The sequence below is a fragment of the Sphingomonas sp. UYEF23 genome, assembly GCF_040546165.1.
Lineage (GTDB): Bacteria > Pseudomonadota > Alphaproteobacteria > Sphingomonadales > Sphingomonadaceae > Sphingomonas > Sphingomonas glacialis.
Window position 1 is genome coordinate 38,058 of the sequence record NZ_JBEPNG010000010.1, and the last position, 14,127, is coordinate 52,184.

At 67.1% G+C, this 14,127-nt stretch carries 16 protein-coding genes; 2 read left to right on the forward strand and 14 right to left on the reverse strand.

Going from position 1 to position 14,127, the window contains the following annotated elements; all coding sequences use genetic code 11:
- Nucleotides 1-7: 7 nt before the first annotated feature.
- The 3 genes from ABIB28_RS16040 to ABIB28_RS16050 form a co-directional block, all read right to left on the reverse strand.
- On the reverse strand, nucleotides 8-1,126 hold the full coding sequence (locus tag ABIB28_RS16040; protein WP_354289090.1) for an RluA family pseudouridine synthase: 1,119 nt from the start codon (nucleotides 1,124-1,126) through the stop codon (nucleotides 8-10).
- A complete protein-coding gene (crcB, locus tag ABIB28_RS16045) occupies nucleotides 1,123-1,497 on the reverse strand; it encodes a fluoride efflux transporter CrcB (RefSeq protein WP_354289091.1) in 375 nt (124 codons plus the stop codon). Before crcB ends, ABIB28_RS16040 begins: the two co-directional genes overlap by 4 nt.
- A gap of 92 nt (nucleotides 1,498-1,589) precedes the next feature.
- Nucleotides 1,590-2,369: a hypothetical protein gene (locus tag ABIB28_RS16050; RefSeq protein ID WP_189675938.1), complete on the reverse strand. Its 780-nt coding sequence runs from the start codon at nucleotides 2,367-2,369 to the stop codon at nucleotides 1,590-1,592.
- Nucleotides 2,370-2,491: 122 nt separating this feature from the next.
- Between ABIB28_RS16050 and ABIB28_RS16055 the strand changes: the two genes are divergently transcribed.
- Nucleotides 2,492-2,722 (forward strand): hypothetical protein, encoded by a 231-nt coding sequence (locus ABIB28_RS16055; RefSeq protein WP_354289092.1) that lies wholly within the window; start codon nucleotides 2,492-2,494, stop codon nucleotides 2,720-2,722.
- A gap of 55 nt (nucleotides 2,723-2,777) precedes the next feature.
- On the opposite strand, the gene ABIB28_RS16060 is transcribed toward ABIB28_RS16055, so the two are convergent.
- The 8 genes from ABIB28_RS16060 to ABIB28_RS16095 all read right to left on the reverse strand — a co-directional run bounded on the left by ABIB28_RS16060 (nucleotide 2,778) and on the right by ABIB28_RS16095 (nucleotide 9,045).
- Entirely contained in the window at nucleotides 2,778-3,335 is a 558-nt protein-coding gene (locus tag ABIB28_RS16060; RefSeq protein WP_354289093.1) for a glycine zipper 2TM domain-containing protein, read from the reverse strand.
- A 108-nt stretch (nucleotides 3,336-3,443) separates the two neighbouring features.
- Nucleotides 3,444-3,872 carry an OsmC family protein gene (locus ABIB28_RS16065; protein WP_354289094.1) on the reverse strand — a complete coding sequence of 143 codons (429 nt, stop codon included), beginning with the start codon at nucleotides 3,870-3,872 and terminating at the stop codon, nucleotides 3,444-3,446.
- 72 nt (nucleotides 3,873-3,944) lie between these two features.
- A complete protein-coding gene (locus tag ABIB28_RS16070) occupies nucleotides 3,945-4,268 on the reverse strand; it encodes a glycine zipper 2TM domain-containing protein (RefSeq protein ID WP_133186171.1) in 324 nt (107 codons plus the stop codon).
- Nucleotides 4,269-4,925: 657 nt separating this feature from the next.
- Nucleotides 4,926-5,861, reverse strand: coding sequence for a bifunctional riboflavin kinase/FAD synthetase (locus tag ABIB28_RS16075; RefSeq protein ID WP_354289095.1), 936 nt, complete (start codon nucleotides 5,859-5,861; stop codon nucleotides 4,926-4,928).
- A gap of 33 nt (nucleotides 5,862-5,894) precedes the next feature.
- Nucleotides 5,895-7,061 (reverse strand): dipeptidase, encoded by a 1,167-nt coding sequence (locus ABIB28_RS16080; protein ID WP_354289096.1) that lies wholly within the window; start codon nucleotides 7,059-7,061, stop codon nucleotides 5,895-5,897.
- 100 nt (nucleotides 7,062-7,161) lie between these two features.
- Entirely contained in the window at nucleotides 7,162-7,632 is a 471-nt protein-coding gene (locus ABIB28_RS16085) for a dihydrofolate reductase (protein WP_354289097.1), read from the reverse strand.
- Between the two features lie 41 nt (nucleotides 7,633-7,673).
- Nucleotides 7,674-8,192: a hemerythrin domain-containing protein gene (locus ABIB28_RS16090; protein WP_189675932.1), complete on the reverse strand. Its 519-nt coding sequence runs from the start codon at nucleotides 8,190-8,192 to the stop codon at nucleotides 7,674-7,676.
- Between the two features lie 58 nt (nucleotides 8,193-8,250).
- Nucleotides 8,251-9,045, reverse strand: coding sequence for a thymidylate synthase (locus ABIB28_RS16095; RefSeq protein ID WP_354289098.1), 795 nt, complete (start codon nucleotides 9,043-9,045; stop codon nucleotides 8,251-8,253).
- Nucleotides 9,046-9,142: 97 nt separating this feature from the next.
- On the opposite strand from ABIB28_RS16095, the gene ABIB28_RS16100 reads away from it, so the two are divergent.
- On the forward strand, nucleotides 9,143-9,559 hold the full coding sequence (locus tag ABIB28_RS16100; protein WP_354289099.1) for a JAB domain-containing protein: 417 nt from the start codon (nucleotides 9,143-9,145) through the stop codon (nucleotides 9,557-9,559).
- Here ABIB28_RS16100 and ABIB28_RS16105 read toward each other — a convergent pair.
- The 3 genes from ABIB28_RS16105 to ABIB28_RS16115 form a co-directional block, all read right to left on the reverse strand.
- Nucleotides 9,554-10,315 carry a class I SAM-dependent methyltransferase gene (locus tag ABIB28_RS16105; protein WP_354289101.1) on the reverse strand — a complete coding sequence of 254 codons (762 nt, stop codon included), beginning with the start codon at nucleotides 10,313-10,315 and terminating at the stop codon, nucleotides 9,554-9,556. The genes ABIB28_RS16100 and ABIB28_RS16105 overlap by 6 nt on opposite strands.
- Entirely contained in the window at nucleotides 10,315-11,442 is a 1,128-nt protein-coding gene (prfB, locus tag ABIB28_RS16110) for a peptide chain release factor 2 (RefSeq protein WP_133186187.1), read from the reverse strand. Before prfB ends, ABIB28_RS16105 begins: the two co-directional genes overlap by 1 nt.
- Before the next feature lie 140 nt (nucleotides 11,443-11,582).
- Nucleotides 11,583-14,126 carry a penicillin-binding protein 1A gene (locus ABIB28_RS16115; RefSeq protein ID WP_354289103.1) on the reverse strand — a complete coding sequence of 848 codons (2,544 nt, stop codon included), beginning with the start codon at nucleotides 14,124-14,126 and terminating at the stop codon, nucleotides 11,583-11,585.
- Nucleotide 14,127: the final 1 nt, after the last annotated feature.

The following is a 14,127-nucleotide window of genomic DNA, read 5'->3' on the forward strand; positions in this document are numbered from 1 at the left end:
GCGAGGCTCAGGTCGCTGCGCCGCGCCGGCGGCGTTCGCCCTTGCGGTCCTTGCGCATCGTCTTGTTGTGCTGGCGCGCCTGCTGCTTCTTGACCGCGCGGCTCGGGGGCGGGGGCTCCTCGAGCGGCATCGTGTTGCCGAGCATCTCGTCGAAACCGAGTTGCTTGAGGCTCTCGGCGAAATGCGTCGGCAGCTCGGCCTGGACGTCGATCTGCCCGCCATCGGGATGGTCGATCCGGATCCGCCGCGAATGCAGATGCATTTTGCGCGAAATGTTGCCGGTAAGGAACGCGGCCTGACCGCCATACTTCCCGTCGCCGACGATCGGATGGCCGATCGCCGCCAGATGGACACGCAACTGGTGCGTGCGCCCGGTATAGGGGATCAGCTCGACCCAGGCGGTGGTCGTGCCCGCCATCTCGATCACGCGGTAGCGCGTGCGGGCGGGCGAGCCTTCCTTCTCGTCGACATGCATCTTCTCGCCGCCCGAGCCGGGCTGCTTGCCGATCGGCAGTTCGATCGTACCGTCCTCGATCGAGGGAACGCCGACGACGAGCGCCCAATAGGTCTTCCGCGCGGTGCGCGACGAGAAGGACTTCGACAGGAACCCAGCGGCACGCGCGGTGCGCGCGATGACGAGCGCGCCCGACGTGTCCTTGTCGAGCCGGTGGACGAGCTTGGGACGGCCCTCGAGATCGTCCTGCAGCGCGTCGAGCAAGCCGTCGACATGCTCGATCGTCTTCGTCCCGCCCTGCGTGGCGAGGCCGGGCGGCTTGTTGAGCACGATCACCTGCGCGTCGCGGTGGATCACCATTTCGCGCGCGAAGGTCATCTCGTCGTCGCTGAGCGGTGGGCGCTCGCGCTTTACGGGCGCATCGACGCGGACCGGTTCGGCCGGGGGCACGCGGATCGACTGGCCGGCCACGACATGATCGCCGGGCTTGGCGCGTGCGCCGTCGATGCGCAGCTGGCCGGTGCGCGCCCATTTGGCGACCGTGGTGAAGCTGGTGTCGGGCAGATGCCGCTTGAACCAGCGATCGAGCCGGATGCCGTCATCGTCGGCGCCGACGTTGAACTGGCGGACGTCCGACGTCGCCTTGCTCGGCTTGGGCGTGTCGGTGCTCATGCCGCCACCCGCGCGAGCGAGAGGCCGAGGAACAGCGCGACGATCGCGCCGACGACCGAGAGCAGCGTATAGCCGAGCGCGGTGGTGAGATCGCCGCGTTCGATCAGCGATACGACGTCGAGCGAGAAGGACGAGAAGGTGGTGAAGCCGCCGAGCACGCCGACGCCGAGCAACAAGCGCCAGTTCTCGCCCGCGCTGTGGCGGGCGAGGATGCCGACGAGCAGCCCCATCGCGAATCCGCCGACCAGATTCACGGTCAGCGTGCCAAAGGGATAATCGGGGCCGAAGCGCGCGAGCGTGGCGCGGCCGACGAGGAAACGCGCAGCGGAACCGAGCGCGCCGCCCGCCATGACGAGGATGAGATGATACATGCTGCGTGCGTTAGCGCGAATCGCACGCAATGAGAACCTCGCGCGCAACGGTGGCGGTTTTGCCTGGCCTTCGGCGTCAGCAGCGCGGGCGGCTAGCGTCCGTTATTGGCCACCATGTCGACATCGGTCCCGCCATCGCGGCGGCTTGTGAGGAAGAGCACATACGCCCCGCCATCGCGCTGCCGCGTCCCGCCAAGCGTGTGCTCGGCGCCGTCGGACTGATGATCGGCACTGAAACCGGCATTGGTGACGCGGGTATAATACCAGTCGATCACGGTCTTCAGCGACGCGTTGGTCGCAAAGCTGACCGCGCGCAGATGGCACGCTGCGGTATCGGCGCCAGCCGCCTCGACGACGCGCGCGCCGGGATAGAGCGGCACGTCGCCGGGCACACGGTCGGCCCAGGCCGCCGAATAGCGCATCGACCCGGCGCATGCGCTGGTGCGCTTGTCGGTTTGATTCGCGGCCAATGCGCCGAGTGTGAGCGAATTGCGCGCCGCCTGGCAGTTCGGGCAGTCCTTCGACGCCGGCGCTGGGGCTTGCTTGGCGCGCTGGCTGACCGCGCTGCCTTGGGTGCCGGCCGCGCCACCGGCGGTCTGCGCGATCGTGACGGGCGGCACGCCGCCCGAATAGGGTTGCGCCGGGGGCCGGACGGTGTTCGCGTTCGATTGCTGCGCGAGCGACGGGTCGACCATGATCTGATCGTGCAGCGCCGACGTCATCGCCGGATCGCTGCTATTGGGCGCGCCGGTGCCGGCATCGACCAGTTCGTTGTCGAGCGTGTCGAGATCGCGCTCGCCATCGCGCTTGCCGCACGCCATCAACGCCAGCGGCAGCACCAGAACGCTCAGAAAGACCCGCTTACGACTCATCGACGTGACGCTCCACACCCACTGCACCCTTTTGACCGGCTGCAGTTAATAATTGGTTGGGCATAGCATACCCGTTTGCGGCGCGCTTGCGCAGGCGGCTTATCTTGGTTCATGGTCCGGATATGGGACTCATCGTCAATCTGATTTCGATCTTGGCCGGACTCTTCGCCTTGCCGGTGGCGCTGGTCGGCTTGGTGCCGTTCTTCGGCCTCGCCAATTATCTGGCGATCCCGATCGCGATTGTCGGCGCGGCGCTCGGGATGCTGTCGGGCTATCGCTCGGGCCGCAATTTCAACCTGTTCGTGCTGATCGTCGCGGTGATCCGTCTCGTCCTTGGCGGCGGCGTGATCTGACAGCAAAAGGCCCGACGCTTTCGCGCCGGGCCCTGTGGTTAAGTACGTGTCGCGCTCAGCGGCACTGGACCTGGCCGCGATCGACCGACTGGCCGAGCAGCGCGCCCGCGCCGCCACCGATCAACGTACCCAGCGTGCGCGATCCACCGCTCGCGAGCGAGTTGCCGAGCAGGCCGCCGGCGAGACCGCCGATGATCAGGCCGGTCGTGCCGTCGCTGCGGCGGCAATAATAGCGGTTGTCGCCACCGCGATAGATGCGGTCGTTGCGACCGAGGCGCCGCGGCTGGTAATAGCTGCCGTCGCGATAGTAACGGTCGGCCAGATAGGTCCGCTGGCCTGGCTCGTAGCGATTATAGTCGTAGCTGCGATATTGCTGCCAATTGCGCTGGCGCGCATCCTGGCGGCGGTCCTGACGCCAATCCTGACGTGCGTCCTGGCGATACTCGCGGCGGTCATCGCGGCGGTCGGCCCGATCGTCACGGCGATCGTCGCGGCGGTCGGCGCGGTCATCGCGGCGCTGGTCCTGGCGGTCGCCGCGATAGTCTTGCGCGGTTGCGGGGATCGCCGAAAGCGAGGTCGCGGCCATTACGGCGGCGAGAAGAAACTTGCGCATGTCGAATGCTCCTTGAGACAATCCGTGCTGGATTGCAGGTAGAACCGTCGGCATGCCCGGAGGTTGCGTGAACGGGAAACTACGGCCCGTTCACGCCCCCGCAAGAGATCAGGCGTTGAGACTGTGCGTCAGCGTCACTTCGGCGTTGAGCACTTTCGAAACCGGGCAATTCTGCTTTGCATCGAGCGCGATCGTCTCGAATTGCTCTGGCGAGATACCCGCGACGCTCGCCTTGAGATCGAGCGCCGATTTGGTGATGGTGAAGCCGTCGCCGTCCTTGTCGATCGTGACCTTCGCGGTCGTCTCTAGCTTGCCGTCGGTGAACCCGGCACCGGCGAGCGCGAAGCTCAGCGCCATCGTGAAGCAGCTCGCATGCGCGGCGGCGATCAGTTCCTCGGGGTTGGTGCCAGCGCCCTCTTCGAAGCGGCTGTTGAAGCCGTACTGCGTGTCGGACAGCACGCCCGATTGCGTCGAGACATGGCCTTTGCCGTCCTTGCCAAGGCCATCATAGCTGGCCGATCCGCTGCGAGTCGTCATGGGGTGTTCTCCAAAAGATAAGGCGCGGACCGTTGCCGATCCGCGCCTATGGTATACGCCGTACGATACAGGTTAGTTGCAGCGGCGATCCGCAGTGCTGGCGCGATCGAGCGCGCGGCCACCGAAGGCGCCGGCAACGCCACCGAGCACGGTGCCGAGCGTCTTGTCGCCGCGGCCCGCGATCGAATTGCCGAGCAGCGCGCCGCCGACGCCGCCGACCAGCAGGCCGGTCGTGCCGTCCGAGTGGCGGCAATAGCGACGACCGTCGCGGCCCTCATAGACGCGCGGCTGATAGTGATGGCGGTGGTCCCGCGCTTCGGCGTGCGTCGCGGGGGCAACCATCGTTGCGGGGATAGTGACGGCTGCCGCGCTGAGTGCGAGGATCAAGGTGCGCATTGGTAAAACTCCCGTGGAATGCATTTTGCTCTGGATGAAGTCCAAAGCGGTAACGATGGGCGTTTTAGTCAGGTTGCATGAACCTGAAACAACCTCGCGTTCAGAAAGTCGAAGCGCGGCGATAAAGCCGAGAATGACGAGGCGGATCTGTTCACGCTTTCCGCACTATTCACAGCGCGGCGATAGCATTTGCGGCCTTGGTGCAACTCGCAAGTCGTGAGGGTATCTGGACTGTAGGCGAGCGACGGCGCGACCGGAAACAGGAGCGGCATCAGGCGCTTATGTCGCGACGTCAGCCTAGGTGCCCGCGGGAAACCAGGCCGGTGTCGCGACGAGGGCATCGGGCAGAAGGGCAGGCGCCTCCCCAGGGGTTTACGGCCGCGAGAAAAGATATCGCAAGCGTGGCCTGCGATTCAACTTGAGCGCCGTGCTGGCCACCGGGATTCCGGGTGGAACGGTTCGCGAGAGCCGGCCCGCTCCTGGCGACCGAACGCAAGACCTGGCGTCGCTTGGCGGCGCAGGGGGCGCGAGCCGCCGAAACCGGATGGCGCGGGTAGGTTTGCCAGCAACCCGCCAAGCGGATCGAAGTCCGGCGACAGGGGGCGGCAGCACTGCCAGCCCCTTTTTGTCGAAGATCCGCGACGCAGAGGCGCCGGCTCAGCGGGGCTCGGCCGCCAGAATGTCGCGCGCGCGTGCGCAGTCGGCATCCATCTGCGTCGTCAGCGCCTCGAGCGTGTCGAATTTCGCTTCGGGGCGGAGATACTCGATCAACTCGACTTCGATCTGTTGGCCATACAGGTCTTCGGAAAAATCGAAGAAATACGGCTCGAGCAATTCCTTCGGCGGATCGAAGCTCGGCCGGATCCCGAGGTTCGCCGCACCGTCGAGCACACGCCCATCGGCGAGCCGCCCGCGCACCGCATAGATGCCGTACGCCGGCCGGAGATACTTCCCCATGTCGAGATTGGCGGTGGGATAGCCGATCGTCCGACCGAGCTTGTCGCCATGCTGCACCGTTCCCGCGACCGTGAAGGGGCGCGTCAGCAGCTTGGCCGCGCCGCGCGGGTCCCCCGCCTTGAGCAAGTCGCGGATCCGGCTCGATGAGACGGCAACACCGTCGAGGGTCACTGCGCCGACCGTCTCGACCGCAAAGCCGTGCTCGATGCCAAGCGTGGCGAGCACCGCGACATTGCCGCTCTTGGCCTTGCCGAAGGTGAAATCCGCGCCCGTCACCACGCCGCCGACCCCGAGCTTGTGGATCAGCCGATCGGTGACGAATTCGCGCGCGGTCAACGCGGCGAGCGCTGCGTCGAACTGGAAGACGACCATCGCATCGGCACCCGCCGCAGCGAACAGCCGCTCGCGCTGGTCGAGCGTGGTCAGGCGGAAGGGGGCGTTGTCGGGCTGGAAATGCCGTACGGGATGCGGATCGAACGTCGCGACCAGCGCGGGCCGCCCCTCGGCGCGCGCGCGCGCGACGGCAAGCCCGACCACAGCCTGATGCCCCAGGTGAAATCCATCGAAATTCCCGAGCGCGACGATGCCAGCGCGCATCGCCGCCGGAACCGTCGAGCCGCCGTCGAGCCGCTTCATGGCGTCGGCTATACGGTCGGCTTCGCGCGCGCGCTAGGGGGCGGGCGCGATCCCGGCGCGGAGCACGCGCAGCACATTGCCGCCCATCACCTTCGCCACATCGGCGTCGCTGAAGCCGCGGTCGATCAGCGCTTGCGTGACGGCGGCAAGCTGGCTCGCGTCGAACCCCGTCGTCACCGCGCCGTCGAAGTCGGAACCGAGCCCGACATGGTCGATCCCGGCCACATCGCGGACATGCGCGATCGCGGCGGCGGCCGCCGTGGGCTTGGTCGAGCAGATCGCGGCATCCCAATAGCCGATGCCGATCACGCCCCCGGTCCGCGCGATCCCGCGAATCTCGTCGTCGGTCAGGTTGCGGTTGACCTTGCACGTCGCCTGCACCCCGCCGTGGCTCGCGACGATCGGACGGCGTGCCATGCCGATCACCTCGGCGATCGTCGCGTGGCTCGAATGTGCGACATCGACGATCATGCCGATCGCTTCCATCCGCCGCACCACTTGCCGTCCGAGCGGGGTCAGCCCGCGCTTCGCTACGCCGTGCATCGAACCCGAGACTTCGGTGTCGAAGAAATGCGCAAGCCCCGCCATGCGGAACCCGGCGGCGTGGAGCGTCTCGAGATTGGCGAGCTTGCCCTCGAGATCCTGCAACCCCTCGATCGACAGCAGGCCGCCGACGACCTTCTGCCCGCGCGCACGGTCGGCGAGCAGGCGGTCGAGCTCGGCGGGGGTGCGGATCACGCGCAGCTGGCCGTTCGAGGCGGCGGCATAGCGATCGAGCTTCTGCGCGTGCCACAGCGAGCGCTCGAGCAGCGAGCTCCAGGTGCGTGGCGGCTGGAGATCGGCGATCGCGAGTGCGGTGATATTATCGCTGTCGGCGCGGTTCGAATCGTAATTCTGGCCCTTCGGCGTTTTGGTCACCGACGAGAAGATCTGCAGCGCATAATTGCCCGCGAGCAAGCGCGGCAGGTCGATCTGTCCACGGTCGGCGCGGTCGAGCAGGCTGCGCTGCCACAGCAGCGTATCGGCGTGCATGTCGGCGATCTGCAGCGTGGCATGCAGCGCGCGGGCACGCGGGCTGATGGTAAGCGCGACGGGTTCGACCTTGTTCATCGATCGCTCGACGATCGCGGGGGCGAGCGCGAAGAAGGCGATCAGGCCGAGCACGATGAGCACCGCTACCCCAGCCAGCACCTTGCGCATCTCGCTCTCCCCGTCGTGCCGGCTTTCTCGGGCAGGGTCTGCCGCGTCCGGTCAGCGCGGGGTATGCGGGATCGTCGGCGCGGCGACAAGCCGCTGGCGGTCACCGCCTGCTGAGCGTCACGAAGGCATAGGCTGGACGCGCGCCGTCGGCCGGATGCGGGTCGCGAGCCCGCTCGTGCCAGCCGTCGAACGGGGGAACGACGGCATCGCCGGGCGGGCTCACATGCACCTCGGTCAGCTCGATGGCTTCGGCGCGGGGCAGCAGCAGCGCGAAAATCTCGGCACCTCCGATCACTGCAATATCGCCATCGCCCGCCAGCGCGAGCGCTTCGTCGACCGAATGGGCAACCTCTGCGCCAGCCGCAGCCCAAAGCGGGTCGCGCGTCAGCACGATATGGCGGCGGCCGGGCAGGGGCGACGGGAAGCTCTCGAAGGTCTTGCGCCCCATCAGCATCGGCTTGCCCATCGTCAGCGCCTTGAAGCGCTTGAGGTCTGCGGGCAGGTGCCACGGCAGTTTGCCGTCGACACCGATGACGCCATTGTCGGCGCGCGCGAGGTACAGCGTGATCATGCCGCCGTCATGCCCGCGCGCGCCGCGATTGGCGAGAGGGCTCAGTCTGGAGCGTGATCCTTGACCCACGTCTTGGGATCCTTGTCGACCGCCTTGACGCCGGTGAGATGCTCGGCCTCGAAGGTCGCGAATTTGACCCCGAGATCGTGGCGCTCCTGCAGCGTCGCATTGAGGCGGAAGTCGGTCAGGCCCTGGCGTTCTTCCTCCGCCATATGATCGCTGTTCGCCTTGTTGCATTCGCCCAGCGCTTCGAACCACGCCGTGCTGCCGACCTTTTCCTTGTCGACCGCAGCGGCGGTGTCGCGGATGTCGTTATGATCCTCGATCGCGTCCTCGGTCTCCTCGGCGGCCGAATCGGCATCGTTGCCGCCTTCGCCGATTTGCATCAGGCGCGGATAGAAGAAGCGCTCCTCGGCCTCGGCATGCGAATCGAGCAGTGCGTGGAGGCGGTTCCACAGCGCCGACAGTGCGGTCGTGTCCTTGGGATCGATCTGTTCGATCTGCGCGAACAGCGCGCGCTGCTGGCCGTGTTCGTCGAGGATGAGTTGCGTGATGTCCATGATCGGCCCCTGCGTGAATTTCAGGAGCTAAGCGCGCATCGCGCCGCGCGGTTCCGTGTCAGACCGCGACGGCTGCCTTGATATGCGGCTGCGCGACATAATCGTGGAGCACGAAATCCTCATAGGCATAGCCGTCGATCGCGTCCGCCTTGCGCAGGATCTCGAGCCGCGGCGGCGGCCCCGGCGTGCGCGACAGCTGTTCGCGCGCCTGGTCGAGATGGTTCGAATACAGGTGGCAATCGCCCCCGGTCCAGATGAACTCGCCGGGCTCGAGATCGCATTGCTGCGCGAGCAGCATCGTCAGCAGCGCATAGCTCGCGATGTTGAAGGGCACGCCGAGAAAGATGTCGGCGCTGCGCTGGTAGAGCTGGAGCGAGAGCTTGCCATTCGCGACATGCGTCTGGAACAGGCAATGGCACGGCGCGAGCGCCATCGCGTGGAGATCGCCCGGGTTCCACGCGCTGACGATCTGGCGGCGCGAGGCGGGGTTGGTCTTGATCTGCTCGATCAGCTCGGCGATCTGGTCGATGTGGCGGCTGTCCGCAGTTTCCCAGTCGCGCCATTGCTTGCCGTACACCGGGCCGAGATCGCCCTTCTCGTCGGCCCATTCGTCCCAGATGCTGACTTTCCGCTCGCGCAGCCAGTCGACATTGGTGTCGCCGCGCAGGAACCACAGCAATTCGATCACGATCGAGCGCAGATGCAGCTTCTTGGTGGTCAGCAGCGGGAAGCCAGCGGCCAGATCGAAGCGCATCTGGTGGCCGAACACCGACAACGTCCCCGTGCCGGTGCGGTCCATCTGGGGGGTGCCGTGGTCGAGCACGCGGCGCATCAGGTCGAGATAGGCTTGCATGGCTGAGAGTCTAGCGCGCCCGTGCCGCGACGCCAACCGTTGCCGTTTCGGAGACGCTTTGTGTGGCGCCGTGCGGAGCCGCTGCGCAGAGCGGGGCATGGGGACGGGGCTTTTCGAGGAGCGCGCGAATCGCGGCGCTTGCGCGGCGCTCGATCTGCCCGACGCCGTGCTCGCGCGCTTCCTGCCGATCGCGACCGCCGCGCAGGAGGTCGCGGCGTTCGGCTATTTCGATCCGGAATGGCGGCTTCTCGCGATGCGACACCTTCCGCCGCGCTGCGTCGATGCGGTGACGATCCCGTTTCGCACGATCGTCGCCGATGCGCTCGCGTCCGACTGCGCGCTGGTGGTGATGGCGCACAACCATCCGAGCGGCGATCCGACGCCGAGCGCCGCCGATTACAGGCTCACGCGCCGGATCGCGCAGGCGTTGCAGTTCATCGACGTGGCGCTGTTCGACCATCTCGTGATCGCAGCGCAGGGCTATCGCAGTTTTCGCGCGCGCGGGCTGCTATGAGCGCGCGTGGAGCCGGCACGCCTTGATCGCGCTCGGCTCGGGGCGCGGGCCCGTCGCGCGGAAGGCGGCGAGATAGCCGCCCGCCGACGGCATGTCATAGGTCGCGACTTCGCTATAGCCGACCGCGGCGAACTCGCATTTGAGCAAGGCGGGCGGGGTGCCGTGATTCTGCGTCGGGCGATCGGCGTCGACGACGATCGCGAGGCCACCGGGCTTGAGCGACGGGCGCATCCGCCACAGGAATTCGTAGGGCTGCTCGATCTCGTGATACATATGGACCATCAGGATCCGATCGAAGCTGGCGGCCGGCAGCCGCGGATCGTTCGGCGCGCCGAGCCGGACGCTCACGCTCTCGAGATGCTCGCGCGCCACCCGCAGCGCGAGCGCATCGCGGACGTCAGCGACGATGTCCTCGGCGAGCACACGGCCTTCCTTGCCGACGCGGTTGGCGAGGCGGATCGTGTAATAGCCTTCGCCCGCGCCGATATCGGCGACGGTCATGCCGGGCTTGATCCCGGCCTTGGCCATCACTTCGCCCGCTTCATTGAGCCGGTCGCGATTCTCCTCGGTCGACCAGCGCGCCGAGACGATCGCGGCGACCGGCCGATCGGCGGCGGGGAAGGGGCCGACCTTCGGGCTGCGATCGGGCACCGTCGCCGAACCGCCGTCGCACGCGGCGAGGGCAAGCAGCGCCGCGCCGACCAGGGCGGCCTTCCCCCGTCTCGCCGGGGACGAAGAGACGAGGGAAGCGCGCATTATTCGACGTCCTCGACCTCGACCGTCTCGCCGGTCACGCGCTGCGATAGCGCCGCCGCCATGAACGCTTCGAGATCGCCGTCGAGCACGTCGGACGGGCTCGACGAGGTCACGCCGGTGCGCAGGTCCTTCACCATCTGATACGGCTGGAGCACGTACGAACGGATCTGGTGGCCCCAGCCGATGTCGGTCTTGCCGGCATTCTCGGCATTGGCCGCGGCCTCGCGGATCGCCAGCTCGCGTTCGTAGAGTCGCGCGCGGAGCTGGTTGTACGCTTCGGCCTTGTTCTTGTGCTGGCTGCGCTGGTTTTGGCACTGCACGACGATGCCGGTCGGGATGTGCGTGATGCGCACCGCCGAATCGGTCGTGTTGATGTGCTGCCCGCCCGCGCCCGATGCGCGATAGGTGTCGATGCGCAGGTCGCTCTCGTTATATTCGACCTCGATATTGTCGTCGACGACCGGATAGACCCACACGCTCGCGAACGAGGTGTGGCGGCGTGCCGCGCTGTCGTACGGGCTGATGCGGACGAGGCGGTGGACGCCGCTTTCGGTCTTGGCATAGCCATAGGCGTTCTCGCCTTTCAGCAGCAGCGTCGCCGACTTGATCCCGGCCTGCTCGCCCGAATGCTGGTCGATCAGCTCGACCTTCAAACCGTGGCGCTCGCCCCAGCGCGAATACATCCGGCTGAGCATACCCGCCCAATCCTGGCTCTCGGTCCCGCCGGCGCCGGCATTGACCTCGATATAGGTGTCGTTGCCGTCGGCCTCGCCCGCGAGCAGCGCCTTGACCTTGTCCTTGTCGGCGCGCGCGGCGAGATCGGCGAGCGCGGAGACGCCCTCGGCCTCCATCTCCGTATCGCCTTCGGCCTCGGCCATCTCGATCAGCTCGGCGGTGTCGTTGAGCTCGCTCTCGATCGCGCGCGTGGCGGTGATCGCCTCCTCGAGCCGACGTCGCTCGCGCATCACGACCTGTGCCGCCTTGGGGTCGTTCCACAAGGCCTGGTCCTCGACGCGCGCGTTGAGCTCGTCGAGCCGGCGCAGCGCGCGGTCCCAGTCGAGGAAGCGGCGGAGCAGCGCGAGCGCGTCCTTGATCGAATCGATATGAGCCTGCGCTTCAGCGCGCATGGGGTTACTCCAGACTTGAATTCGTCGCCCCGGCGAAGGCCGGGGCCGGTATATAGGATGCGAGACGCCAATTGTCCCGCGACAACCGGGCGGCCCCGGCCCCCCTTTGAGATTGGCGCCGGGGCGACGGATATATATCGCTAGTAGATGCCACCCTGCTTTTGCAAGAAGTCGCTATCCTTGCGCGCCTCGCTCTGCGCCTGCGTCGCCGCGCGCGCGCGCGCTGTAGCGGCGGCTGCGGCCGTGGCTGCGGCAGCGGGATCGGGCACGATCGTACCGCGGTGGATCACGCGACGCGGCTCGCTCTCGGGCTTGAACGCTTCCCAGATCACCGATGCCTTGGGGTCGTCGCTCGGCCAGGCGCCGAACACCGGCTTGCCGCTCTGGCGGTCGATGCGGACCATGCGGATCCCGGCGGGCGCGCGGAACGGGAGCTTGTCCATCCCCTCATAGGCTTTCACCGCGAACGCCTTGAAGATCGGCGCGGCGAGCGTCCCGCCCTGCGCGCCGCCGCCGAGCGAATGCGGCGTGTCATAGCCGATATACAGCCCGCCGATCATCTGCGGCGTGCCGCCGATGAACCACACGTCGGTCGGCCCGGTATTGGTGCCGGTCTTGCCGAACATCGGCCGGTCGAGATCGCGCAATACGGTCGCGGTGCCGCGCTGGATCACGCCCTCGGCGATGTGGATCATCTGGTACGCGCTCATCGCATCGACGATCTGCTTGCCGCCCGCGACCGGTCGCGGCATCGGCCGGCCGTTCCAGTCGGGCGCGTTGCAGCGGTCGCACGCATGCCAATTCTCGGGCCAGACCACCTTGCCGTGGCGATCCTGGACGAAATCGATCAGCGACGAGGGGTGCGAACGCCCTTGGTTGGCGAGGATCGCATAGGCGTTGACCATCCGCGACACCGTCGTCTCCCCAGCACCCAGCGCGAAGGATAGGTAGGGCGGGTATTTGCCGACGCCGATGCGGTCCATCAGCGACACGACGTGCGGCATGCCGGTGGTCGCGGCGGCGCGCACCGTCATCAAATTGCGTGACTGCTCGACGCCCCAGCGCATCGTATGCGCGCCCGATCCGCCGACGCCGCCGAAATTCTTGAAGCATTTTTGGCCGAGCCGCGCTCCCTGATAGACGCAGAACGGACCGTCAACGATGATCGAGGCCGGCGTCATCCCACCCTCGAGTGCTGCGGCATAGACGATCGGTTTGATCGTCGACCCCGGCTGACGCATCGCCTGAGTCGCGCGGTTGAACGCCTGGACGCGGAAGTCGAACCCGCCCTGCATCGCGAGCACGCGGCCGGTCTGCGGCTGCTCGACGACGAAGGCGCCGGAGATCTTGGGCACCGAGCGCAAGGCGAATTCGCTCCCGCTGGGCGCGACCGCGATGATGTCGCCGGGGACCATCTTGGCGAACGCGGTTCCGCCGCCGCCCCGCACCGGCATTTGCGCGGCGAAGCGGGGGAGCGTCCCGGTGCTGCCGTCGGAGAAGCCGAGCTGCGCCGCGCCGGCATCACGCGCGATCACGATCGCGGCGCGCCAGTCATCATAGTCGAGCCCGATATTGGTGTTGAGCAACGCGCCCTGCCACCTGTCGTCGGTGATTTCGGCATGTCCGATCGGCCCGGACCAGCCGCGCCCCTGGTCGAAGCGCAGCAACCCCTGGCGCAACGCGGTCTGCGCGTACTCCTGCATCTTCTCGTCGAGCGAGGTCCGCACCCACAGCCCGCCCGAATAGACGCTGTACGGCCCGGCGCGCTCGTCTTCGCCGAACTTGTCGATCAGCTGGCGGCGCACTTCCTCGACGAAATAGCCCGATCCCGCGGTCTCGGTCTTGGGGGTCTGGCGCGGCACGGTGCCGAGCGGCTCGGCGCGCGCTTGGTCGTGCTGCGCCTGGGTGATGAAGCCGTTCTTGAGCATCTCGCGCAGCACATACGCGCGGCGGCCGAGCGCGCGGTCGGCGTGGCGAACGGGATCGTAGTTCGACGGGCCCTTGGGCAGGATCGCGAGATACGCCATCTGCGCGAGATCGAGCTGCGTCAGATCCTTGCCGAAATAGGCGTAGCTCGCCGCCTCGACGCCGAATGCGTTCCGGCCGAGCGCGATCTGGTTGAGGTAGAGCTCGAGGATCTGCGGCTTGGTCAGCGTATCCTCGATCCTGTAGGCGAGGATCGCCTCCTTGATCTTGCGCGCATAGCTCGTCTCGTTGCCGATCAGCAGGTTCTTGGCGACTTGCTGCGTGATCGTCGAGGCGCCGGCGGGGCGCTTGCCGCTGGTCAGATTGTTGACCGCCGCACTCGCAATGCCGAGATAGTCGACGCCGTGATGCTCGAAGAAGTTCTTGTCCTCGGCGGCGAGGAAGGCGCGCACCAGCAGCGTCGGATATTCGTCGTAGCTCAGCTCGACGCGGCGCTCGCGCGCATACGCGTGGATCGGCATGCCATCGACGTCGCGGACATTGGTCGGCAACGGCGGCTCATAGGTGCGCAACTTGTCGACCGAGGGCAGGCCTGCGGCAAACGCGAAATAGAACACCGTCGCGCCGAGCACACCAAGCACGCCGAGCGCGGCGAGCGTCTTGACCCACCAGCGCCCCCAGACACGCTGGACCACGCCGGCGAACCCGTCGATCTCGCGACGGATACGGAAATTCACGCTGTTTTCGGGTTCGGCCATA